Genomic DNA, 20,784 nt, shown 5'->3' with positions numbered 1-20,784 from the left:
GCTTATGATTGTGCTATGATAATATCAACGTTTTTTACCGTGATGTACATATTGAAAGGGGCTTTTAATCCTCATGTCTTTTATCGCGCTTATCACCATCGCAGCTATCGTTGCCGGTTTATATTACAGCTTCAGCTGGCGAAGGCAGCCTGGCGTAATGGCGAGAATTTATCAGGCTCGAATGAACGTCAGCTTCGGCGTGTTTCTGCTCGGGCTTGCTATCAACCAGTTTGCATTTACTGATCTGTCTGCAATTCGCATCATCATCGGTATCGTCTTTTTACTCATCGGTGCCGTGAACCTCGTTACAGGCTTGCGTAATCACGTCTATTTTATGAAAAGAAAGAACGAGGAAAGTAAGGGATAATCTTTATATTTATACGAAAAGAAGTAGAAGCCGGTTGCATAGATCCGGCTTCTACTTCTTTTTCGCGCTTTACCGCTCAATAACCTGTGTTGTCATCATCGCTTTTCCCACCAGGTTCCCCTGGTGGTATACTTCGACTTCTACCTTGCCGAATTTCCGGCTGACCTCCATTACCCTTGGCCGGATTTCGATAACGCTCTCGATTTGGACCGGTTTTAGAAAATAGACGGTGATATTTTCCGGTACCATATCTCCCTTTTTGTACTGGCGCAGGGCCCGGCTTCCGGATTCGGAAACGAGTGTAGTAAGAACACCGCTTGAAATGTTCCCAAGGTGATTCGTCATCTGTGGAGTAACTTCGCCCTTGAAATAAATGCCGTGCTCCCCTTTTTCCTCATGAAAGCGGGTCATGATTAAATCAGCAAACGTTTCACCCATCTGGGGCTGCTTTTGAATATACTGCAGCGCTTTCAAAACGTCCTGGCGGGTAATGACCCCCATCATTTTTCTATGATTATCCACCACAGGAAGAATTTCAATTCCTTCCCATACCATCATATGGGCGGCTGAAGCAACCGATACACGCCCCATTACGGTGATCGGATTTTTCGTCATGGCCTTCTCTATCGCGGTTGTATAATCCTGTCCCATAATGTCCTTTGTCGTAACGACCCCCTGAACCTTCATCGTTTCATCGACAACCGGAAACCGGCCGTGGCCGATCGTATCGGCTAAGTGGTGCCAGTCACGCACGGTTTGATTTACATGTAAATAATAAGAAGACTCCAGCGGGATAAGGATGTCTTCCACGAGCATGATTTCCTTTTTGATAAGCCTGTCATAAATCGCCCGGTTAATTAAGGTTGCCACAGTAAACGTATCGTAACTGCTCGAAATAATCGGCATTTGAAGCTCGTCCGCTAGTTTTTTGACCTCTTCGCTCGTATCAAAACCGCCCGTTATGAGAACAGCGGCTCCGTGCTGGAGGGAAAGCTTATGCGCCTGGTAACGATTCCCTACAATTAAAAGGTTTCCCGTATCGACATACCTCATCATCGCTTCCAGCTTCATCGCTCCGATAACGAACTTATTTAATGTTTTATGGAGCCCCTCCCGACCCCCAAGCACATGGCCGTCCACGATATTTACAACCTCAGCGAACGTTAGCTTTTCTATGTTTTGTTTCTGCTTCTTTTCGATTCGTACCGTACCTACCCGCTCAATTGTACTGACCATTCCCTGGGCTTCGGCATCTTTAATCGCCCGGTAGGCCGTTCCCTCGCTTACTTCCAGGTCTTTCGCTACCTGTCTAACGGAGATTTTGCTGCCGACATCCAGCTCTTCGATGTGGCGCAAAATCTGTTCATGTTTAGTGGCCATCTCTTTCACCTTTTGCTTTCTTTGTTCTGTATCAATCTGTATTACTCTCATTATACCTGTATAATATAACAAGTACAAACAGAAAAAGTGGAGTCTGAAAAAGAAAAAGAGCCATCCTTGCTGGATGGCTGCTTCTGTATCAGTTAATAATACAACTGTGTTGTTTTTTCGTTCATCCTCTCCTCTTCCCGTGAGGAAAGATGTGGTGAAGAGCGCCCTGGATCTGATTTCTCACTAATTAACTGGTAGATGTGCGCACCGATGATAAGCAGCGCAAAGCCGAGCCAGACAAAGCTGAAGACCGCCTCCGTTTCCCCCTTCACGATGGGTAAGCGCGGCAATCCATACAGTACGAGCAAAAAAGCAACAATTAAATAACTAACGCTGCGGAACGTTTGTTTCATCCCAATTCACCTCTCCCCACAGTATATGCAGGCGGCTAAAGGGAAAGAAGCGAAACTTAACGATTCCGCTTCTCCGCTTCTACAGACCACTGTGCGGGATGTCCGGCAACACAACGGTAAATTCTCATGCCTTTTTCTACGAACTTCGCTTCATATTCCGTCATCACATTACCCTGGGCATGTTCGCTCTCATGCAGATGAAAGGTAATGTCACGCAGGAGAAACAGCTCCTGGGCAAACTGGTTTAAGCTGTATTCAAACAGCGGCTCATTGTCTGTTTTTAACTGGATTTCTCCATCTGTATGCAGCAGTTCCTTATATTTGAGCAGGAAGCCGCTGTCCGTTAGGCGGCGCTTGGCATGTCGTTTTTTCGGCCACGGATCGCTAAAGTTCAGGTAGAATCTGCTTACTTCTTCGTGTGCGAAGTATTCCTGCAGGTCGGTAATATTAATCCATAGAAAGGCAATATTTCTAAGCCCCTTGCTTTCCGCTTTTCTCACGGCAGAAATCAGAACTTCCTCATAGAGTTCCACACCGATGTAATTAATGTCAGGGTTTTGCTCCGCGAGCGTAGTGATAAAGCGTCCTTTCCCTGTTCCGAGTTCAACATAAAGCGGGTTCTCATTCTCAAAAAAAGAGCGCCACTTCCCCCTGTATTCTTTTCCGTTCAGCGGGACGAGCCGCGGGTATGTCTCCATCGCCTCGCGAACCCCTGGTCTTTTACGTAAACGCATCGTTATCTCACCTGTATGTATGATTATTTTAAAACTGTTATCTATCTTACGTGTTATTGTGTCCAATGTCGAGCCTCGGCACGATGGCACCAAAAAAAAGAAAGCGGCCCGCTGGCCGCTCCAAGAGAAGGTATATATTTAAAGGGGGTTTTTCATCATGTTTATAAGATACCCCGCCAATGTTACAGCAAAGTTACAGAACTATTATGAAACTATTATATTTTCACTTTCTCTCCGGCTTTAAGGGCGAGGCCTTTCAGGTTTTTCGCTTCCAGTGCGCCTACGAAAGCATCCGCGTCCTGCCTAATCGGCGGAAATGTATCATAATGCACAGGCACAGTAACACCAGCGTGAATCCATTCTGCGGCCTGCAGAGCGTCTTCCGGCCCCATCGTAAAATTATCGCCGATAGGCACAAACGCAATGTCAATGGAATTCCTGTCTCCAATGAGCTTCAAATCACTGAATAGCCCGGTGTCTCCCACGTGGTAAAGCGTTTTGCCGTTTATTGTGACGAGAAAACCACCCGGCATTCCGGCATAAACAATCCGCTGCTCATCCTCAAGTACAATGCTGGAACTGTGAAAAGCCTGTGTCATCTTCACCCGTCCAAACTCGAATGAGTAAGCCCCGCCAATATTCATTCCATGCGTGTTCACCCCCTGCCAACCCATGTACGTAGCCAGCTCGTGCGTGGCGATAACCGTTGCGTTGTTTTGCTTTGCGATCGTCACCGCGTCTGCGATGTGGTCAGAATGGGCATGCGTCAGCAATACGTACTGTACATGAATATCCTCCGGCCGCGCCACGGCAAGGGAGTTTCCTGTCAGGAAAGGGTCAATAATAATCGATTTGTCCTCGTATGAAACCTGCACGCATGAATGTCCATGATACGTAATTTCCAATTCATTCATCCTCCGTTCCATTTTATATTAAATGCCCAAAACTCACTTCCCATTTATTTTATCAATCCTTGCCTTTGCAAACAACGGTGTTCAACTCACCATTCCCAAATTCTTTTCATAGGATAAATTGATACAAAACGCTGAGGAAAGGGGAGCGGGTAATGTTACATCGTTCCATACAAATTCATGTAGCACCCGATTATCTCTTACCGGCTGCTGTTGACCTTTTGCTTCCGGCCTCTTTTGCCGCACAGCAGGGGATCGGCACACACCCAATCCACCTATCATTTGGGAGCGCAACCGTTAAAGTTTCATTCCAGGTTTCCCCTACCGCCCGTGAAATGAAAATGAAGGAATCCATTGCGCGCCTTCTTTCACTGCCCCTGTACTACACAAGGTATGATACCCGCTTCCATGCCGCTGAGCGCACACTGGAATTCAGGCCTATCTTAGGCATCCTCGTCTATAAAAGACATACGGAATCCAGTGCCCCTTTCGGTAACATCACCGATTTTTGCCATGAAATTATTGAAACCTGTAAAGCAAAAGGCGGGGCAGCCTTCGTTTTCACACTGGATGAAATAAAAGAGCAATCGGACAGTATACAGGGATGGACTTACACAAATCAGGAATGGGTACAAAAAACATTCCCTCTCCCAGCCTGCGTATATAACCGAATCGGCTCCCGTGGAACGGAAAAGCGGGAAGAAACACAGTTGAAAATAGCCTGGCTTAAAACAAAAAACGTCCTCTTTTTTAATGAAAAATTCCTGGATAAGTGGCAAATTCACCAGCAGCTGGCACATTCTTCTCAAATGGCTCCCTTTCTTCCTTATACCGAGCTTTACAACGGTGCCGCTTCACTCCAGCTGTTCCTGCAGAAGCACCCCTACACCTATGTAAAACCTTCCAGCGGCAGCTTAGGGCGTGGAATTATTCGCATTACGAAAACAGCAGGGGGATACACGTGCGAGTATCCCACATTAAACGGCAACATTACCAAACGTTTCAACTCCTTTTCCGATTTATTTCAAGTTGTGCGATCGCGCATAGGAAAAAGAGCTTACGTCATGCAACAGGGACTTCACCTTATAAAAAACCAGGGAGGAATGGTGGATTTTCGCATTCTTGTCCAGAAAAACCAGCGGGGAGAATGGGGTATTACATCAGCTGTAGGCCGAAGCGGAACATACAGGAGCATCGTCTCTAACGTTGCACAGGGCGGCACCATGCTCTCCTTAGCCAAAACGCTCGCGCTCTCTTTTCCGCCCAATCACCCCGGCTCCCAGGCCGCTCCCGCACTGCGGCGCCACTCGATTACAATCGCGCGGATTTTTGAGCAATCCGTTAGCGGGCATTACGCTGAACTGGGGATTGATTTAGGCGTCGATCGGTCAGGGAAAGTATGGCTTCTTGAAATTAATTCAAAGCCTTCGAAAACCAACGATTCACTGGCTTCCGTCTCGAAAGGACCTAGGCGTTCGGTTGTCTGCCTGGTCGATTACTGCTTCTATCAGAGCGGATTTCCTAAGGAAATAAAAAAGAAGGCACACACCACCCGACGTCCACGAAGAAGGAGGTAACATTTGCAATGAGTAAGCAACCGGCCTATCTCGGTATTCTTGCTACACCAAGCACAAAACACCCGCCATTCCCAGACAGGGCTTTCTATGCCTATCTGTCTCTCGCGGGCAAAAAAATCGGGCTGCCCGTCTATGTATTTCTTCCTCACCAGGTTGATTACGCATCCAAAACGGTTATCGGGTATCGTTATACAAATCAGAAAACATGGGAGAGACGGCGATTCCCGCTGCCGGCGTTTGTGTATGACCGGCTCTCGAACAGAAAACGGTACGCAAGCCAGATAAAATCACTGAAATCGTGTCCTTCTGTTACCTTTCTCGGCCATGTGCTGGGAGATAAAATGAAGAACCACCAGCATCTTATCCAGCATTCAGGGCTCCTTCCCTACATGACCCCGACCGAGCTCGTACATTCTATTCAGGATGTAAAAACCGCGCTGCTAAACTATGGTGCTGTTGTGATTAAGCCTGTAAGGAACTCGCTTGGCGTTGGCGTTATAAAAATAACCTCGGAGAACGGCACCCATCAAGCGGAAGGAAGGGATATGCACAACAAAATTTTTCACAAGTACTTTCCAAGCCGTGCTTCCCTTATGATCTGGGTCAAAAACCAGCTAAAAGTGCAGATGATTGTCCAGCCCTACCTTGAACTCTCTACCCCGGAAGGAATTCCTTTCGACATTCGCGTCCTTGTACAAAAAGACGGGACCGGCAATTGGTCGGAAACCGGGAAAGCCATTCGCGCGGGCGTGGTTAACGGATTGACGTCTAATCTGTGCGGAGGCGGAAAGGCCCACAACGCGTCCTCCTTCCTTCGAAAATATTATGACGAGAACCAAATCAGTGTGATTGAAGAAAAAATCTCCTATATCGTCAGGGAGCTTCCGCCGTTTCTGGAAGGCAGGCACGGAAGGCTGGTGGAGCTGGGCATTGATATTGGAGTGGATAAAGACGGAGAGGTGTGGGTTATCGAGGTCAATTCAAAACCGGGAAGAACATCTTTTCAGCGCATCGAGGAAGGGATTCATTTTAACCAGGCCCGATTAAAGCCGTTAAAATACGCTTACTATCTGGCGAGGCAGAACAATTGGATAAGGAGGTAACAGCATGATTGCAAACGGATGGGTATCCATTCACCCTTTGCAGCGTACCTGGCACCTCCACCTTCCTTCTGCTGAACCCTTTCCCCGGCTGGCGAAACGAAAATATTTGAAATTGCAGCTGGGAAACTGGAAAAAGATGTTCTTGATTACGAAGAAACCTCCTGCCTCCCCGCTCATTGCCGCAAGAGTTCGAATTCGCAGAGATGAAAATAATTATATTGCCGGTCCTTTCGTCGGCATTCTTACGGTTGCGGGAAAGCCGCTCTTTCGTGGGGTAAAGAGTAATTTCATCGATATTATTGAAACGGGGCAGCGGATGGGCGCGTTTATTTACGTTATGCCGATAGAAAATATTGATTGGGATTCCCTGACGGTTGTGGGTTATTTGTTTGATCAGCATAAGCGCAAGTGGTTAAAAGAACACCTGCCGCTCCCCCACGTGATTTATAACCGCATTCCGAACCGTTCCTTTGAAAAAAAACCTCACGTTAAAACGGCACTGGAACGGTTATCCGCTTTGGAGGGTGTTTGTCTTTACAATCCGCATTTTTTTAATAAACACCAGCTGTTTACGGTATTACAAAAGAATGAGGAGATTTTGCCCTATATCCCGAAAACCATTCCGCTGCTTGGGAAGGAGGTTCTTTACGAAATGATGGCTTCCTACCCCCTCCTCTACTTAAAACCAAGCAACGGGATGGCAGGAAAAGGGATTTTTCGCCTGCAAAAAAGACAGGGGGAATACTCCCTGCGGTATCACGCCGGCACGGACACCATCGCCAAATCATTTAAAACAAAAAAAGAACTTTGGGGCTTTTTGTCTCCCAGGCTGAAGAAGGGCTATCTCATCCAGCAGGGTGTTCATTTAGCAACGTATGAAGGGAAACTATTCGACATACGGCTTCTGGCTCAAAAAAATGGAAAAGGATACTGGGGTGTCACCGGGATGGGGATTCGATTAGCCGGGACCGGGAAAATAACGACGCATGTCCCGCAGGGAGGATCCATTCAATCTCTGAGGAACATTCTGCCTAGTGTATTTCCACAGTATTCAGGTAAAGAACTTACAACATCGATTCGTCATGCAGCACTATGGATCGCACATGCACTTGAAAAAGAATGGCCTACTCTTGGCGAGGTCTCCATGGACATCGGGATTGATAAGACAGGAAATATATGGCTTATTGAAGCAAACGCGAAGCCAGGCAAGTTTGATGAACCGCATATTCGAAAGCTTTCTCTGCAACGAATTGTAGAATATGCCCAGCACCAGGCACAATTTACAGAAAATGCAGGAGGAGAAACTGATGCCCGTTCGTAAAATTACCGGCGAACAGCTCCCCGCTGTCCGAGGAAAACTTATCCGTTTCTTTAAACTCCATGGGGATAAGCGTATCACTTCACGCGCGCTTGCGTGGTTTGAATCACTCCCGCCGGATGAGCTAAAAAAACCGGAAAATCTTATTCTTATCTATGTGGAGGAGAAACGGCTGTTAGGTTGTCTGGCCGTGGCTGATTATGGGATAAAAGAATCATTTATCGCCATCCACCAGGAGGCAAGACAGCTGGGAATCGCTAAGCTTCTCGTTGAATATACGCTGGACAATACTGAAAAATTATATGCACGCGTGGCTCTCGATAATATTCCGAGCATGAAAACGTGCTTCGCTGTTGGAATGGTCGGCTTTTCGTGTATTACCGGACCGACAGGCAAGCCAACCGTTTGGATGGGGGCAGGCAACTGGCGTAAAGAAGACGTGGACCCCTGATGAAAACACCCTACCACAAAGGAAAAGTCCTCCTCGGCATCCTCACATACCGGAACGGCTCGTTTATTGCGGGCAGGCGTTACTGCACACAAATCGCCCGTACAGCCCGAAAATACAACTGCGAAGTTGTTGTATTTTCTCCCCGCGATAGTGACGAGGGCAGCGGACACGTATGCGGGTTTATTTATAATGAGTCTAACAAACGGTGGAAGCCTGCCAGAACGCGGCTGCCGGACATCGTGTATGACCGTTTCAGCAACATGGCGCCATCGGCCCTGCAGGAGTATGCTGCCTACCGGCAAGGCAGCATACTCCATTATATAAATAACCGGTTCGTCCATAAATGGAATGCACACAACTATTTTCAGCAAAATGAGGAGATAAAGAGGTACCTTCCGGAAACGGTGAAAGTAGAAAAAGGCAGGCTTGGCCATTTGATTGCAAAACACGACTCACTATACGCCAAACCGGCAAATGGTTCGGGGGGGAAAGGGATTTTACGTATTCGACGGAAAAAGGAGAAATTGGAATTAATCGGGAGGAATAAAAACGGCGATATTGTTGAGCGTGTTTTGTATTCCATACCGGCTGCAGAACGCTATCTCCTGCGGTGGTGCCAGGACTATGACCGTACCTTTATCTTACAACAGGGACTGTCGCTGTCTTTGCAGCCCGGATACATTTATGACAGCCGGGTTCTTGTCCAGAAGAATATCAACAATGAATGGAAATTGACCGGTATCGTCGGAAAGAAGTCCCCCGATCAGCTCGTCACCTCTAACCTGCAGGGAGGAGGAGAGGCAGTTGATTTTCACCATATGCTTTCCGGCCGCTTCACCCCTGCAGGCATTCAGGAAATTACCCGCCAGGTTAAAAAGCTCAGCCTGCTTATCCCTCCGTATATTGAACAGTCGTTTGGAGGCTTTGTCGAATTTGGCCTGGATATTGGAATCGACACGCAGGGACAGGTCTGGCTCATCGAGGTGAATACGAAACCAAATCGGGAGCTTTTCCGCCTTGCAAATAAGCGGGAAACATATAAAAGAGCAATCGAAATACCAGTATTGTACGCCCTCTACCAGCTTGGCCGGACTCCTCTTTAACAAATAGGCAGTGCGATACCCCATTTGCAGAATAAATAAACTGGAAGAATTTACACCTTCTCCTCCTCTCCCTCTTTCCTTTTTGTGGAAAACAAAGAAACTGATCAGCAATAAATCCTTGGTATATAAGGGTTTATTGCTTTTTTATATCTAAAAAAAGGAGAAAAATGGAGCCGTCAAGGTGTTTTTTTAGGTAAATCACGGGGATTCATCCAGTCGTTCACTAGTGTTTCACTCCGCTTTCTACGTTAAGGTAGTACAGGTACAAAAAAACATGCCTAATCCATTATTGGACCGGGGGAACCCATTTTTGGGGGTGAAATCGCATCTGCGATCGGGCGCCTTTCGACCGAACCCGTCAGCTAACCTCGTCGGCATATAGGAAAGGGAGTAGTATAAACATGAATAAGGGAATCAAACTATTATCCACAGGTGTATTGGCTGCAACTTTGCTCGTTGGGGGAATTACAGCACCGAAAGAAGCTGAAGCGGCATCTATTTCCGCAAAATTCGGAAGTGTTGTACATGTCTCAAATCAAGATCAGATTATCGACAACGTAATCCGTACAGGAAAAAGCCTTATGGGCGGCAAAGCTCAGTACGATCATCAGTACGTTCCTGGACGACGCATGGATTGTTCCGGATTCACCTACTACCTTTATGGGAAATTCGGTGTTGATCTTCATACGAAAGATGATGACCGACAGGTAAACCTGGGAAAATCCGTACCGAAAAGCCAGCTTCGCAAAGGTGATCTCGTGTTTTATAACTCCAACAAAGGGAGAAAGGACGTCACTCACGTTGCTATCTACATCGGCAATGGACAAGTTCTTCACATGTCAAATACTGCATCCGATGTAACAATCAGCAGCCTAAACAGCAGCTGGCATAAGAAGAACTACCTGACAGCAAGACGCGTTATTGATTAGAAGATGAACTGAAAATGAAAAATGGCAGGAAGGATCCTTCCTGCCGACTATAAGTACATAAAATACTCGATAATACCATGCACGTTTTCAGGCAAACTCATGCCTTTCTCCTGCAGAATGGCTTTGTGCTTGCGGTGAAACGGCTCCGCTTCCTCACGAATCGAACGCTGCCACTCAGCTAACTTCTTTCTCTCCTCACCAGACAGCCGCTGTTCCACAGATTCACATATAAACGAACGGCAAATGCTCGTCTTAAACCTGGGATCAAGCCCGCACCCTTTTCCGTCCACAAAAAACTGGCACATTGCATAAGCAAGCCGCTCATCGACCGCCTTATAGGCGGTACCAGCCTGCCCCTTCCACTCTTCATACCGTTGAAATGGTGAGATATCCTCACCTGGCAGCTTTTTGTAAAAGAGTGGGTGAAGGTACGCCCCGGCTATAATTTCATAATCGTATACCGTATTTTTTGGGTGGCGGTAGATGCTATTAAGAAAAAATTCCGCTGCCCCTTCCTTTACCATCCTGTAAATTTCATAAAGCGTAAATACCGGTTCGTACGCGCAGCAGCCAATCCGGGGCAGTTCACCGGCGCGCGGCTGGAAATGCGGCTCCGGGCACTGGCGGCAAACAGGTGATAGCAATTGTTTGGTTTCTTCTTCCCATACAAGCTGTTGATTTGTCATGCTGTTTTACTTCCCCTATACGTCATAATTTTATTGAGTGGCAGGAATGAGGCGTACGATTTTATCGTCTTCTGCCTGTGCTTCTCCTCTGCCGTCACGGTTATTGGTTAGAAAATATACACTGCCGTCCGGAGCTTCCGCCACATCGCGAATTCTTCCAAACTGACCGGGAAATAAAGGCTCAGCTTTTTTTACCTTTTCATGCTTCCCGGTTTCTAACTCCACCTTCAATAGCTGCTTCCCTCTAAGGTTGGCAATCAGCAGTTGTCCTTCCCAATGAGGTTTCCCCTCTCAATTACCCGAATTGTGCCGGGGCGTTCTGTGAAAAAAATACGTCCATCAGGGGAAAAATCAATGGCCCATGGCACGTTCAGCCTCTCCGCAACGATTTCCTGCCGGTATGGCATTGTGCTGCTTTCCTCTGCTTCACTGTTTCCCCTGGGTCCGCATCCAGCGAGGAACAAGGCAATGCCTATGCAAACCATGTTGTGGATAATCCGTCTTTTCTTCATACATCGCTACACACGGAGGGAGGAAATGAATCCTTCCAGGCGATTTAATCCCGTCTCAAGAATGTCCCTCGAATACGCATAAGAAATTCGAATGTATCCTTCCCCGAAGGAAGAAAAGGCGTCCCCGGGCACTGCGGCTACTCTGGCTTCCTCGAGCAGGCGGACGGCAAAGTCTAAGGAATTCATGCCGAATTTTTTTATAGAAGGAAAAATGTAGAACGCGCCATCAGGCTTGACGACATCAAGGCCCATCGATACGAGCCTTTCGTATGCATAGTCTCTTCTTTGATTGTATTCATCCTTCATGGCCTCCGCGTCATTCACCCCTGCCGTTAATGCCTCAAGCGCCGCATACTGGCTAATGGAGCTGGCACAGGTCGAATTGTACTGATGAACCTTAAGCATCTGTTCTGAAAGATAAACCGGTGCAAACGTAAAGCCAATTCTCCAGCCCGTCATTGAGTGTGATTTTGAAAGGCCGTTAATAACGATCGTCTTCTCGCGCATGTGGTTGATTGCAGCGATCGAATGGTGCTGGGCCCCATAAATTAATTCACTGTATATTTCATCCGAAAGCACAAAAATGTCTCTGTCTTCAAGCAAATGAGCGATTTCAACTATAGTCTGTTTATCCAGAATACATCCTGTCGGATTGGAGGGATAAGGAAGAATGAGACAGCGCGTCTTCTCTGTTAGTTTCTCTTTAAGTAATTTGGCACTTATTTTAAAATCATTTTGCGTTGTGTCTATATACACCGGCACAGCTCCGCAGAGCTTAATAATCGGCTCATATCCTGGATATACAGGGCCCGGGAGAATGACTTCACTGCCTGCATCAAGAATGGTCCGCAGCGTAATATCAATGGCTTCGCTTGCCCCGTTTGTTGTAATGATTTCATTCTCGGGATTGTAGGACAGGCCATACCTCGAAGCGAGAAAGCGGCTGGCAGCTTCCCGCAATTCAGGAAGGCCCGCATTCGGTGTGTATACGGTTTTGTTTTGTTCAATCGCCCGCTTGCCCGCTTCTTTAATATGCTCCGGTGTGGCGAAGTCAGGCTGGCCAATCGTCAGGGATATAGCATCATCATATTGCATGACTCTGTTAAAGAACCTGCGGATGCCTGAGATTTGTATATCGCGGACTCTTGGGTTGATTAGGTGCTCCATCTATGTTTTCATCCTTTCGCTTCGATGCCTTTTTATAAGAGTATAGCATGGTTGAACGTCCAGCAGGAAAAAGACATCCATACTCGTTGTTACACCCTGTTCCCCTTCATCTTGAATATGTGGAAGGGGTTTTCTCTTATCCGCTAAGAGAGGAGACCTTCCTCTTTTAGTTTTCGCAGCACCTGCTTATCTGTCGGAAATGCCAGTTCGGGAAGCTGTCCGTAGGAGAAAAAAGCGGCTTCCTCCAAATCATCCTGCGCTTTTAGGCTTCCTCCCTCCTCTTCCGCAAGAAACCAGATGCCAACCGTGTGCTGTTCAGGATTATGGAAGTTGGACAGTACCGCATAGACCCGCTTGATTCGGATTTGTAATCCTGTCTCTTCTTCAAACTCCCTTTTTGCTGCATCATTCACATCCTCCTCCCACTCGACATAGCCGCATGGAATGCACCATTGCCCCCGGTACGTCCCGCTGCGTTTTCCAAGCAGGATTTTCTTTTCCCGCATAACAATAGCCGCGACACCTACCGCAGGATTCTGATAGAAAACAAACCCGCACTCTGTGCATACAGGCCTGGTACTATCCTGTTTATCATTTAAACGCAGTGTGCCTCCGCATTTAGGACAGTATTTATATCTCATAGACTGCTCACCTTCTGCTCAACAATTTACCTTGAGAATAAAATTGTAATACTATCTATAATAGAAGTAAAAGCCATGAATTTGGAGTGATATGAATTGCAGCCTGCACTCGATGTGATAAAAAACTCAGTCATTTACCATGTGGTCACCGGTTCTACTTCCTACGGGTTAACGATTAACACATCTGACCGGGATGAAAAAGCAGTGGTGCTTCTTCCTTTATCTTACCACCTCTCGCTTGACAAGGAATGGGAAACACAGGTAGGCCATCATCCGGATATCGAATACCATTCCTTGAAGAAGTTCATGAACCTGGCTGCTTCGCAAAATCCGACGATCCTTGAGATGCTGTATACAGAAGCCGAGTTTGTTCTTTTTACCTCGCCTTTATTCAATAGAATCCGGGACAACCGCCAAATCTTCCTTTCACAAAACTGCTTTTATTCTTTTGGAGGATACGCGCGAAATCAGCTCGTACGGTTAAAAGGAGGTCTGGATAAAGCCATGCTTATAGACATATCAGCTCCGCCGCCTTCTGTAGGGAAGCTGGAGAAGCATGCCATGCACCTTGTTCGGCTGCTGACAATGGGATGCGAAATCTTAGAAACAGGGGCAATGCAAGTGCACCGAACACAAGATCGCCCGCTGCTTCTCTCGATCCGAAACGGCGAAAAAAGCTGGGAGGACATTTTTGAACTTGCCTATTCTTTAGAGAAGCGCCTCGAAGCTGCTCTGGCGCATACTGCTTTGCCCCAGCACGTGGAGAGGGAGAAAATTCAGGAGTTATACAGTGAAATTATACTTCGCCATGCAAAAGACACATTTGCGGAATGAGGGGCTCGTGCTTAACATGCGGAAAACGCACCATGCAGGAGCAGCTTGTCTTCCCTGTCCAGCAGCCGATTTAGAATGGGAAGCAGTCCGAATTCCTCCTTATACCAGTGCTCGTGAATCGTATCTATAAGCAGCCAGGCAGCCTCAAGGAACTTATGAACGAGCTGCTCGTTCACTGTTTGCCGGGAGACAAGGGCTGAAAGCATAAACGCTACATAGGCCATATTTTCACGAATTTGTGTATGCTCTCCTTTAAAATAAGCCGCCAATTCCTCATTGTTGTGAAAAGCTTTAATAAGAAGAGGATGAATGCTTTTCTCTTCTTTTTTCATATGCTCTTCGCACAGATGCATAAAACGGTGAAAAGGTACCATAAAATTGTCAAATTTATTTCGTTCTCCGTTTTCAATGTCTGCCAGAATACCGGATAAATCATACATTTGAATTTTTATTTTCTCGTGGCTCTCCAGCAACGGTGAATACGCTTCCGGCAAATCCGGGCGTTTAAAACAATTAGGACACAGCGCAATATAGTTATCCATTCCTCTCCCCTGCCTTTTTGCTATATAATAATTTTATTATAAGCCTCTTTTTAGCCGGACATTGTTAACGATGTCACAAATCATAGAAGAAAGAAGTGACAAAAAGGTGAAAATTGTAAGTGCCTGCCTTATGGGGTGCCAGTGCCGATACGATAAGAAAGATAACCGGGTGGAACAGATCGAGCAGCTTGTCAAAGAGGGGAAGGCGGTGCCCGTCTGCCCTGAGCAGTTAGGCGGCCTCCCAACACCGCGGCCTCCTGCAGAGATCGTAGGCGGCGATGGGTTCGATGTGCTTGATGGAAAGGCCAGAGTTATAGATGACCGGGGAAACGACGTAACCGCCGATTTTATCCAGGGAGCACAGCAAGCATTGCGCATTGCACAAACTGCAGGGGCTGCCGAAGCCGTATTAAAAGAACGGAGCCCATCGTGCGGCAGTGCAGCAATATATGACGGGACTTTTTCAAAAACAAAACGCACAGGGGTCGGCGTGACGGCGGCTCTCTTCATTCGAAATGGCATCGCTGTTACATCCGAAGAAAACTAAGGAATACAAGAAGAGACTGCGGGCTATTATGTACCGGCAGTCTGTTCTTTATTTCCTGTCCCATCCTCATGCCGCTCCCTTCCTTCAGCTTGCTTTAGCCACTCCCACAGGAAGTAAATGAGCGTGAAATACAGGCTTATTACAATGGCGGAATAAAATAGGTTCCACCCCTTCATAAAGATTACGTCCCTCCATACTAATAGCTGCAGGTAAACCAGCATGGCGGCAACCCACGCCGCTCCGTATAAAACCCGCCCTTTCCGGGGCATATACTGAATAAAGAAAAAGCAGGCCACAGGCCATACTGTCACATCCGCACTAATGGGGAGCCATAACTTGCGCCAGAGAGCGCCCTTTATTCCCCATAATTCCAGCCAATCAACAACGATAAAATGTTCGAGGAAACGAAAAAAAAACGCCAGTGATGAGTACCGGAACAAGCGGGCGAAAGCGGGAAAAATCAGCAAAGGCAATAAAAAGAAGCATAGCAAGAACATCAAATAGGAATACTGCCATTATATGAACCTCCTGAACTTATCCTTGCCGCCTTCGTATAAATTTATAAATTGCCGGAGAGAATCTATGTATTTTATTGTACTTTTTATCCTTTCCTGGATGTGCTTTTTCTATTTCGCCGATAAAAATAACATCCGTAAATATTATGGCGCTGTGATGTATTCAAGCTTCTTAGGCTTGCTTACCGATTTAATTATGGTTACCTATATGCTCTGGTCTTATCAAGGTCTTCCTTCTCCCAGTTATTCCATTCCTTTACTGCTCGATTTCAGTATTTACCCGGTTGTATCGTATTTATTTCTTCAATCACTCCCGCCCACATGGGGCAAAATAATAAGAAACACGCTCATCTGGACAGCCGCCGCAGCCACATTCGAATGGATCACCCTAAAAACTGGGTATATGGGACACCACAAATGGTGGAATTTATATTATTCTATCGGAGCGGACACCGTGATTTTTCTTTCCATTGCCTGCCTGTACCGGTATTACTCCCAGGCATACAACGCCCTTTCCTCAAACCCTAAAAAGTAATTAAAACGGCGAGGCATTCATTCCTATAATGAGAAAAAAACCCCGCCTATCCGGCGAGGTCCTCCACATGTCTATGATTTACATCCTGCATATATCGATCGGGCAATCTTCACAGTCATTCATTTCCCTTAATTGCTCCAGATCGTGAATGGTAATATACCCTTGCTTCACAGAAATAATTTTTTCTTTCCGCATATCACCTAAAATTCGGTTGACCCGTTCACGAGTCGTACCGCAAAAATCACCAAGTTCCTGGTTCGTAAGCGACAAGTCGATAAGACCCCATTGTCCGTTTCCTTACCAAAGCTATTCGCAAGGCGAATCAACGTAGAATAGATGGCTCCCTGCTTTCCGTTAAGGACAAGATCGCGGAATTTAGAATGCGTCCGCCGATAATTCCTTCCCATGCATTTAATAAATTCAACGGCAAGCGTTCCATTCTGAATAAGCTGCTCTTCGAGGGCGGACTGGTTTACGACCCCGAACGTTCCGGATTCCAAAACAGTAGCCGTAGTCGAATAAGAAGCGGCGGTTGAGAAGAAGCCCAGCTCACCTATCATTTCAGGGGCATCACAAATTTGCAGCGTCATTTCCCGGCCACCGGCGGTAAGCTTGCTAATCTTAATGCGTCCTGAGCGAATCATATATAATTTATCAGCTTGATTTCCTTCGTTGAATAAATAATCATCTTTTGCCATCTGTACGTCAACGGCAAGTGAATCGAGCAGCGTTTTAAGCTGCGGTGAGATTGTATCATTGAGGGACTGACTATCCTCTTCCTTCACCTTGATTCCCCCTGGGAAAATAAAATGGTTTGCAAGGGCTGCTGTCTGACTTTCCCCATCATAATTTTTCACCAATTATACCATATAAATAGTAATAATTGAACTGTTTTACTATCAATCATTTCTCCTCCTGAATTTACAGGCTGGAATCCCTCCATTATAATGGAACCGAAAAGAGGGATATCGATGTGGAAAACGCTAGAACTTCCTACCGCTTCGGCACCCGGCCTGGCCGGTTGGCTGCACGGCTTTAACGCAACCCCCCTTCTGTTGTCATTAAAAATAGCCGGCCTCGCCACCCTGGTTGTTTTCTTTACAGGTGTATTGATTGCACGGCTGCTTGCACACAAACATTTTTTCGGAAAAAGCATAATAGAAGCTGTCTTCTTGCTGCCGCTTGTCCTGCCTCCAACCGTTGTGGGGTTTGGCCTCCTGATCTTATTTGGCAGGAACGGCTTAATCGGCCGCTGGCTTCTTTCCTGGTTTGATGTCCAGATTGTGTTTACATGGCTTGGCGCGGTTCTCGCTTCCATTGTTGTTGCTTTCCCGCTCATGTTTCAAAGCGCCTCAGCCGCCTTTCAGACAATCGATCAGAAATTTGAAAACGCGGCCCGGACGATGGGGGCTTCAGAATGGAAGGTTTTTTGGACGATTTCCTTTCCTCTCGCCTGGCCGGGGCTGTTAGCAGGGCTTGTCCTTGCTTTTGCACGGGCACTTGGTGAGTTTGGTGCAACATTGATGATCGCCGGATATATCCCGGGAAAAACGGATACAATCCCGCTCGCCATTTATTTTGCCGTTGAAGCAGGGCAGATGGAGAAGGCGGTATTCTGGGTCGTCATCATTGTCGCTCTGGGGTTCAGTTCAATCGTATGGCTGAACTGGTGGAGCAAACATAACATGCGCCGTTTTGCAAACCAAAAAGGCCAATAAAGGAGCTTTCTATGCTTTCGGTTCAAATCCAAAAAAAACTGGCTCAGTTTACATTAGATATTACCTTTTGCGTGAAGGATGAAATCGTTGTTTTATTCGGCCCTTCCGGCTCGGGAAAAACGACGGCTCTTAACATCATCGCAGGCCTCCTTCATCCTGATAAAGGCAGCGTTCTGCTAAACAATATGGTTTTCTTTAGCGAAGAGGCCGGAGGGCTGCCTCCGCAGAAACGGAAAGTTGGTTATCTTTTTCAGGACTATGCCCTTTTCCCCCATATGACTGTGAGAAAAAACATCCGATATGGCATACGGCAGCCCCTCACCGTAAAGGAAGAAAACCAAATTCAGCACCTTTTAGAAGGGCTCGGTATAGGGCACCTGTTACTGAAGTATCCACACCAAATTTCCGGTGGAGAAAAGCAAAGGGTCGCCCTTGCGCGGGCACTGGCATGTGAACCGGCGCTGTTGCTGCTCGATGAGCCGTTGTCCGCGCTCGATCATGCGAGTCGCCTCCGTGGGCAGGATGAATTGCTTCGCCTTCATAAAGAATGGAAAATCCCTACCATTCTCGTTACACATGATAAAGAAGAAGCCAGAAAGCTCGGGGATCGAATTCTCTATATGGAAGCAGGGAAAATTCACAGTGAAGAGCAGCTTATACCGGCTACATAGCAAAAAAGGCCCCTTTCCTCCTGGTAAAGGGCTTTTTTTTATACAAACCGTCTATAAAACTAGTTACCCGGGTATAATACTATTAACCTATTGTTTTTTATGTATTATTATATTGTTATCAGTTAAGATTATTCAACTCTTTATACAATGGGGTGAACTGCAACGATGCTTATAGAAATAAACACGACTGGAAACAAAGAAGTCCTCATACAACCAAGTACAATCATCGCCGTACGCGTAGCTGAATTGCTTACTGACCACCTCAATTGTGTGGATTACTTACGCGATGTTGACTCCATAAAATGCAATCTTCCTCAGGACATTACGGTAGATGATATGGCGTTGCTGCTAACCGAATATTTTGGCGCTTCAAAAATAAAAGTTTCCGATCGAATTGTGATCACAAAAGAATAAGGGAGTCCCTGCCGTCAGCACAGGACTCCCTTTTTTACTATGATTATTTATTTAACCTGCTATGTTTTTGCCCATAGAGAAAATAAACAAGCAGGCCGATTGCGAGCCATATAATGAAAGCAATCCATGTTTCTGCAGGAAGGCTAATCATCAAATAGCCGCAAGACAGAACGGCCAGGACCGGCAGCAGCGGTACAGCCGGTGCCCGAAACGCTCTGGGCAATTCAGGGTGCGTTTTCCGCAGGACAATAACCGCAATGGATACAAGCACGAAAGCTGACAGCGTGCCCATGTTTACCAAACTTGCGAGTGTTCCCAGGTCGACGAAACTCGCCACAAGAGCGGCAATAAATCCTGTTACCCACGTATTTCGATAAGGTGTCTGGAATTTAGGGTGCAGCCTGGAGAAGAATTCAGGGAGCAGACCATCACGGCTCATCGCAAACGACACGCGTATTTGCCCATACAGCATCACAAGAAGAACTGTTGTAATCCCCGTAATCGCTCCGAAAGAAATGAGGCCGGCAAGCCTGTCTTTATGGATATAGTTAAGGGCAAAAGCAACCGGGTTGCTTACATTTAACTGCGTATACGGAACAATCCCCGTTAAAATAGCCGATACGGCAATATAAAGAATGGTACAGACAATGAGTGAACTGAAAATCCCAATCGGCAAGTCGCGCTGCGGCCGGCGAACTTCTTCTGCAGCTGTAGAAACGGCGTCAAATCCAATATAGGCAAAGAATACTGTTGCGGCCCCGGTTACTACGCCGCCAAATCCAAACGGCATGAACGGTGTCCAATTCGCCGGTTTTACATACCACACACCGGTAGCAATAAATAAAAGCACAACCGCAAGTTTCACGATAACCATAATATTGTTTACACGGGCGCTCTCTCTCATGCCTCTGCTAAGCAGCCATGTAATAATCATGACAATAATAAAGGCCGGCAGGTCCATAACACCGCCTTTTCCCGCCCCCGGTGCGCTGGCAAGGGATGAAGGGATCGTAATGCCAAATCCCGTAAGCAGCGATTGAAAATAAGCGGACCACCCGCTGGCAACAGCTGAAGTCGCAAGCAAGTACTCAAGAATTAAATCCCAGCCGATCATCCATGCAATAAGTTCTCCCATCGTTGCATACGTGTACGTGTACACGCTCCCCGCAACAGGAACGGTTGAAGCAAATTCCGCATAGCACAGGGCCGCGAAAGCACAGGCAAGCCCCGCAATGATAAACGAAATAACGAGAGCAGGCCCCGCATGCTTTGCCGAAGCAACACCCGTCAATACAAAGATTCCTGTACCAATAATCGCCCCAATCCCAAGCATTGTAAGGTCAAAAGCGCCCAGGGTTTTCTTTAGTCCTTTCCCCTTGTCAGGATTAAGCAATTGCTCAATCGGTTTTTTTCTAAACAAACTGCTCATAACTTCCTCCTCCTGTAGCATTCGATGTTGCTTTTAATTGTTATATAAACTAAATAGTCGCAAAAGTAAGTTGTGATTATTATTCGAAATATATGTAATAGTCAGCCCAATAAAGTAATTTGTATTCTTTATCTTTTCATTATTATCCTATAAATCCAATCTTAACTCTGAAATAAAGAAGCTATCTTTTTCCCTATCGTATGCTCGGTTATATTTGCCTCTGTTCATTTACAAATCGTATTCATTACGGTATACTTATTTTCGGAATAAATCGTAATGAATCTTATTAAATGAAC

At 46.5% G+C, this 20,784-nt stretch carries 27 protein-coding genes and 1 riboswitch; of the genes, 13 read left to right on the top strand and 14 right to left on the bottom strand.

What is annotated here, in order from left to right:
- Window positions 1-73: 73 nt before the first annotated feature.
- Window positions 74-367 carry a YtpI family protein gene (locus tag MBEAL2_RS15195; RefSeq protein WP_047153125.1) on the top strand — a complete coding sequence of 98 codons (294 nt, stop codon included), beginning with the start codon at window positions 74-76 and terminating at the stop codon, window positions 365-367.
- 69 nt (window positions 368-436) lie between these two features.
- Here MBEAL2_RS15195 and MBEAL2_RS15190 read toward each other — a convergent pair whose 3' ends face one another.
- The 4 genes from MBEAL2_RS15190 to MBEAL2_RS15175 all read right to left on the bottom strand — a co-directional run bounded on the left by MBEAL2_RS15190 (window position 437) and on the right by MBEAL2_RS15175 (window position 3,799).
- Entirely contained in the window at window positions 437-1,747 is a 1,311-nt protein-coding gene (locus MBEAL2_RS15190) for a DRTGG domain-containing protein (RefSeq protein WP_047153124.1), read from the bottom strand.
- A 143-nt stretch (window positions 1,748-1,890) separates the two neighbouring features.
- On the bottom strand, window positions 1,891-2,151 hold the full coding sequence (locus MBEAL2_RS15185; RefSeq protein WP_047153123.1) for a hypothetical protein: 261 nt from the start codon (window positions 2,149-2,151) through the stop codon (window positions 1,891-1,893).
- Between the two features lie 56 nt (window positions 2,152-2,207).
- Entirely contained in the window at window positions 2,208-2,885 is a 678-nt protein-coding gene (trmB, locus tag MBEAL2_RS15180; protein ID WP_047153122.1) for a tRNA (guanosine(46)-N7)-methyltransferase TrmB, read from the bottom strand.
- A 215-nt stretch (window positions 2,886-3,100) separates the two neighbouring features.
- Window positions 3,101-3,799: a metal-dependent hydrolase gene (locus MBEAL2_RS15175; protein ID WP_047153121.1), complete on the bottom strand. Its 699-nt coding sequence runs from the start codon at window positions 3,797-3,799 to the stop codon at window positions 3,101-3,103.
- 152 nt (window positions 3,800-3,951) lie between these two features.
- Between MBEAL2_RS15175 and MBEAL2_RS15170 the strand changes: the two genes are divergently transcribed.
- From MBEAL2_RS15170 to MBEAL2_RS15145, 6 genes are all read left to right on the top strand, one after another.
- Window positions 3,952-5,373, top strand: coding sequence for a YheC/YheD family endospore coat-associated protein (locus MBEAL2_RS15170; protein WP_052947744.1), 1,422 nt, complete (start codon window positions 3,952-3,954; stop codon window positions 5,371-5,373).
- 8 nt (window positions 5,374-5,381) lie between these two features.
- Window positions 5,382-6,476, top strand: a complete 1,095-nt coding sequence (locus MBEAL2_RS15165; protein WP_047153120.1) for a YheC/YheD family endospore coat-associated protein — start codon at window positions 5,382-5,384, stop codon at window positions 6,474-6,476.
- 4 nt (window positions 6,477-6,480) lie between these two features.
- Entirely contained in the window at window positions 6,481-7,797 is a 1,317-nt protein-coding gene (locus tag MBEAL2_RS15160; protein ID WP_052947743.1) for a YheC/YheD family endospore coat-associated protein, read from the top strand.
- Window positions 7,784-8,245 (top strand): GNAT family N-acetyltransferase, encoded by a 462-nt coding sequence (locus MBEAL2_RS15155; protein ID WP_047153119.1) that lies wholly within the window; start codon window positions 7,784-7,786, stop codon window positions 8,243-8,245. Before MBEAL2_RS15160 ends, MBEAL2_RS15155 begins: the two co-directional genes overlap by 14 nt.
- Window positions 8,245-9,348, top strand: a complete 1,104-nt coding sequence (locus MBEAL2_RS15150; RefSeq protein WP_047153118.1) for a YheC/YheD family endospore coat-associated protein — start codon at window positions 8,245-8,247, stop codon at window positions 9,346-9,348. Before MBEAL2_RS15155 ends, MBEAL2_RS15150 begins: the two co-directional genes overlap by 1 nt.
- 265 nt (window positions 9,349-9,613) lie before the next feature.
- A riboswitch (cyclic di-AMP (ydaO/yuaA leader) is annotated at window positions 9,614-9,740 on the top strand.
- 9 nt (window positions 9,741-9,749) lie between these two features.
- The gene (locus MBEAL2_RS15145) at window positions 9,750-10,277 is read left to right on the top strand and encodes a C40 family peptidase (protein WP_047153117.1); all 528 of its coding nucleotides are present in this window, start codon (window positions 9,750-9,752) and stop codon (window positions 10,275-10,277) included.
- 47 nt (window positions 10,278-10,324) lie between these two features.
- On the opposite strand, the gene MBEAL2_RS15140 is transcribed toward MBEAL2_RS15145, so the two are convergent.
- The 5 genes from MBEAL2_RS15140 to MBEAL2_RS15120 form a co-directional block, all read right to left on the bottom strand.
- Entirely contained in the window at window positions 10,325-10,963 is a 639-nt protein-coding gene (locus MBEAL2_RS15140; RefSeq protein WP_047153116.1) for a hypothetical protein, read from the bottom strand.
- A gap of 30 nt (window positions 10,964-10,993) precedes the next feature.
- Entirely contained in the window at window positions 10,994-11,188 is a 195-nt protein-coding gene (locus MBEAL2_RS15135; protein ID WP_236692891.1) for a PQQ-dependent sugar dehydrogenase, read from the bottom strand.
- A gap of 32 nt (window positions 11,189-11,220) precedes the next feature.
- Window positions 11,221-11,475 (bottom strand): PQQ-dependent sugar dehydrogenase, encoded by a 255-nt coding sequence (locus MBEAL2_RS15130; RefSeq protein WP_047153115.1) that lies wholly within the window; start codon window positions 11,473-11,475, stop codon window positions 11,221-11,223.
- A gap of 6 nt (window positions 11,476-11,481) precedes the next feature.
- Window positions 11,482-12,642, bottom strand: a complete 1,161-nt coding sequence (locus MBEAL2_RS15125; RefSeq protein ID WP_047153114.1) for an aminotransferase A — start codon at window positions 12,640-12,642, stop codon at window positions 11,482-11,484.
- A gap of 143 nt (window positions 12,643-12,785) precedes the next feature.
- The gene (locus MBEAL2_RS15120; RefSeq protein WP_047153113.1) at window positions 12,786-13,283 is read right to left on the bottom strand and encodes an NUDIX hydrolase; all 498 of its coding nucleotides are present in this window, start codon (window positions 13,281-13,283) and stop codon (window positions 12,786-12,788) included.
- Between the two features lie 96 nt (window positions 13,284-13,379).
- Between MBEAL2_RS15120 and MBEAL2_RS15115 the strand changes: the two genes are divergently transcribed.
- The gene (locus MBEAL2_RS15115; protein WP_047153112.1) at window positions 13,380-14,117 is read left to right on the top strand and encodes a nucleotidyltransferase domain-containing protein; all 738 of its coding nucleotides are present in this window, start codon (window positions 13,380-13,382) and stop codon (window positions 14,115-14,117) included.
- Between the two features lie 11 nt (window positions 14,118-14,128).
- On the opposite strand, the gene MBEAL2_RS15110 is transcribed toward MBEAL2_RS15115, so the two are convergent.
- A complete protein-coding gene (locus MBEAL2_RS15110; RefSeq protein ID WP_047153111.1) occupies window positions 14,129-14,659 on the bottom strand; it encodes a hemerythrin domain-containing protein in 531 nt (176 codons plus the stop codon).
- A 106-nt stretch (window positions 14,660-14,765) separates the two neighbouring features.
- Between MBEAL2_RS15110 and MBEAL2_RS15105 the strand changes: the two genes are divergently transcribed.
- Window positions 14,766-15,206, top strand: coding sequence for a 2-thiouracil desulfurase family protein (locus tag MBEAL2_RS15105; protein ID WP_047153162.1), 441 nt, complete (start codon window positions 14,766-14,768; stop codon window positions 15,204-15,206).
- A 26-nt stretch (window positions 15,207-15,232) separates the two neighbouring features.
- On the opposite strand, the gene MBEAL2_RS15100 is transcribed toward MBEAL2_RS15105, so the two are convergent.
- Window positions 15,233-15,706, bottom strand: coding sequence for an Mpv17/PMP22 family protein (locus MBEAL2_RS15100; protein WP_152667806.1), 474 nt, complete (start codon window positions 15,704-15,706; stop codon window positions 15,233-15,235).
- Between the two features lie 82 nt (window positions 15,707-15,788).
- On the opposite strand from MBEAL2_RS15100, the gene MBEAL2_RS15095 reads away from it, so the two are divergent.
- Window positions 15,789-16,256, top strand: a complete 468-nt coding sequence (locus MBEAL2_RS15095; protein ID WP_047153109.1) for a CBO0543 family protein — start codon at window positions 15,789-15,791, stop codon at window positions 16,254-16,256.
- A gap of 78 nt (window positions 16,257-16,334) precedes the next feature.
- Here MBEAL2_RS15095 and MBEAL2_RS32945 read toward each other — a convergent pair whose 3' ends face one another.
- Window positions 16,335-16,526, bottom strand: coding sequence for a helix-turn-helix domain-containing protein (locus tag MBEAL2_RS32945; protein ID WP_236692878.1), 192 nt, complete (start codon window positions 16,524-16,526; stop codon window positions 16,335-16,337).
- Window positions 16,457-17,041, bottom strand: a complete 585-nt coding sequence (locus MBEAL2_RS15090; RefSeq protein WP_236692871.1) for a Crp/Fnr family transcriptional regulator — start codon at window positions 17,039-17,041, stop codon at window positions 16,457-16,459. The genes MBEAL2_RS32945 and MBEAL2_RS15090 overlap by 70 nt, the downstream gene beginning before the upstream one ends.
- A gap of 186 nt (window positions 17,042-17,227) precedes the next feature.
- Between MBEAL2_RS15090 and modB the strand changes: the two genes are divergently transcribed.
- The 3 genes from modB to MBEAL2_RS15075 all read left to right on the top strand — a co-directional run bounded on the left by modB (window position 17,228) and on the right by MBEAL2_RS15075 (window position 19,059).
- Window positions 17,228-17,974, top strand: coding sequence for a molybdate ABC transporter permease subunit (gene modB, locus MBEAL2_RS15085; RefSeq protein WP_082129960.1), 747 nt, complete (start codon window positions 17,228-17,230; stop codon window positions 17,972-17,974).
- An 11-nt stretch (window positions 17,975-17,985) separates the two neighbouring features.
- Window positions 17,986-18,645, top strand: a complete 660-nt coding sequence (locus tag MBEAL2_RS15080; RefSeq protein WP_047153108.1) for an ABC transporter ATP-binding protein — start codon at window positions 17,986-17,988, stop codon at window positions 18,643-18,645.
- 165 nt (window positions 18,646-18,810) lie between these two features.
- On the top strand, window positions 18,811-19,059 hold the full coding sequence (locus MBEAL2_RS15075) for a hypothetical protein (protein ID WP_047153107.1): 249 nt from the start codon (window positions 18,811-18,813) through the stop codon (window positions 19,057-19,059).
- 43 nt (window positions 19,060-19,102) lie between these two features.
- Here MBEAL2_RS15075 and bcaP read toward each other — a convergent pair whose 3' ends face one another.
- The gene (bcaP, locus tag MBEAL2_RS15070; RefSeq protein ID WP_047153106.1) at window positions 19,103-20,488 is read right to left on the bottom strand and encodes a branched-chain amino acid transporter BcaP; all 1,386 of its coding nucleotides are present in this window, start codon (window positions 20,486-20,488) and stop codon (window positions 19,103-19,105) included.
- Between the last annotated feature and the right edge of the window lie 296 nt (window positions 20,489-20,784).

This window comes from Aneurinibacillus tyrosinisolvens (genome assembly GCF_001015055.1).
GTDB classification, from domain to species: domain Bacteria; phylum Bacillota; class Bacilli; order Aneurinibacillales; family Aneurinibacillaceae; genus Aneurinibacillus_A; species Aneurinibacillus_A tyrosinisolvens.
Note: the sequence above shows the minus strand (reverse complement) of the source record. Positions and strands in the feature narration are given on the sequence as shown.

Coding starts and splice junctions, on each gene's coding strand:
- MBEAL2_RS15195 (WP_047153125.1), top strand. CDS start 74: ATGTCTTTTATCGCGCTTATCACCATCGCAGCTATCGTTGCCGGTTTA.
- MBEAL2_RS15190 (WP_047153124.1), bottom strand. CDS start 1,747: ATGGCCACTAAACATGAACAGATTTTGCGCCACATCGAAGAGCTGGAT.
- MBEAL2_RS15185 (WP_047153123.1), bottom strand. CDS start 2,151: ATGAAACAAACGTTCCGCAGCGTTAGTTATTTAATTGTTGCTTTTTTG.
- trmB (WP_047153122.1), bottom strand. CDS start 2,885: ATGCGTTTACGTAAAAGACCAGGGGTTCGCGAGGCGATGGAGACATAC.
- MBEAL2_RS15175 (WP_047153121.1), bottom strand. CDS start 3,799: ATGAATGAATTGGAAATTACGTATCATGGACATTCATGCGTGCAGGTT.
- MBEAL2_RS15170 (WP_052947744.1), top strand. CDS start 3,952: ATGTTACATCGTTCCATACAAATTCATGTAGCACCCGATTATCTCTTA.
- MBEAL2_RS15165 (WP_047153120.1), top strand. CDS start 5,382: ATGAGTAAGCAACCGGCCTATCTCGGTATTCTTGCTACACCAAGCACA.
- MBEAL2_RS15160 (WP_052947743.1), top strand. CDS start 6,481: ATGATTGCAAACGGATGGGTATCCATTCACCCTTTGCAGCGTACCTGG.
- MBEAL2_RS15155 (WP_047153119.1), top strand. CDS start 7,784: ATGCCCGTTCGTAAAATTACCGGCGAACAGCTCCCCGCTGTCCGAGGA.
- MBEAL2_RS15150 (WP_047153118.1), top strand. CDS start 8,245: ATGAAAACACCCTACCACAAAGGAAAAGTCCTCCTCGGCATCCTCACA.
- MBEAL2_RS15145 (WP_047153117.1), top strand. CDS start 9,750: ATGAATAAGGGAATCAAACTATTATCCACAGGTGTATTGGCTGCAACT.
- MBEAL2_RS15140 (WP_047153116.1), bottom strand. CDS start 10,963: ATGACAAATCAACAGCTTGTATGGGAAGAAGAAACCAAACAATTGCTA.
- MBEAL2_RS15130 (WP_047153115.1), bottom strand. CDS start 11,475: ATGAAGAAAAGACGGATTATCCACAACATGGTTTGCATAGGCATTGCC.
- MBEAL2_RS15125 (WP_047153114.1), bottom strand. CDS start 12,642: ATGGAGCACCTAATCAACCCAAGAGTCCGCGATATACAAATCTCAGGC.
- MBEAL2_RS15120 (WP_047153113.1), bottom strand. CDS start 13,283: ATGAGATATAAATACTGTCCTAAATGCGGAGGCACACTGCGTTTAAAT.
- MBEAL2_RS15110 (WP_047153111.1), bottom strand. CDS start 14,659: ATGGATAACTATATTGCGCTGTGTCCTAATTGTTTTAAACGCCCGGAT.
- MBEAL2_RS15095 (WP_047153109.1), top strand. CDS start 15,789: ATGTATTTTATTGTACTTTTTATCCTTTCCTGGATGTGCTTTTTCTAT.
- modB (WP_082129960.1), top strand. CDS start 17,228: ATGTGGAAAACGCTAGAACTTCCTACCGCTTCGGCACCCGGCCTGGCC.
- MBEAL2_RS15080 (WP_047153108.1), top strand. CDS start 17,986: ATGCTTTCGGTTCAAATCCAAAAAAAACTGGCTCAGTTTACATTAGAT.
- MBEAL2_RS15075 (WP_047153107.1), top strand. CDS start 18,811: ATGCTTATAGAAATAAACACGACTGGAAACAAAGAAGTCCTCATACAA.
- bcaP (WP_047153106.1), bottom strand. CDS start 20,488: ATGAGCAGTTTGTTTAGAAAAAAACCGATTGAGCAATTGCTTAATCCT.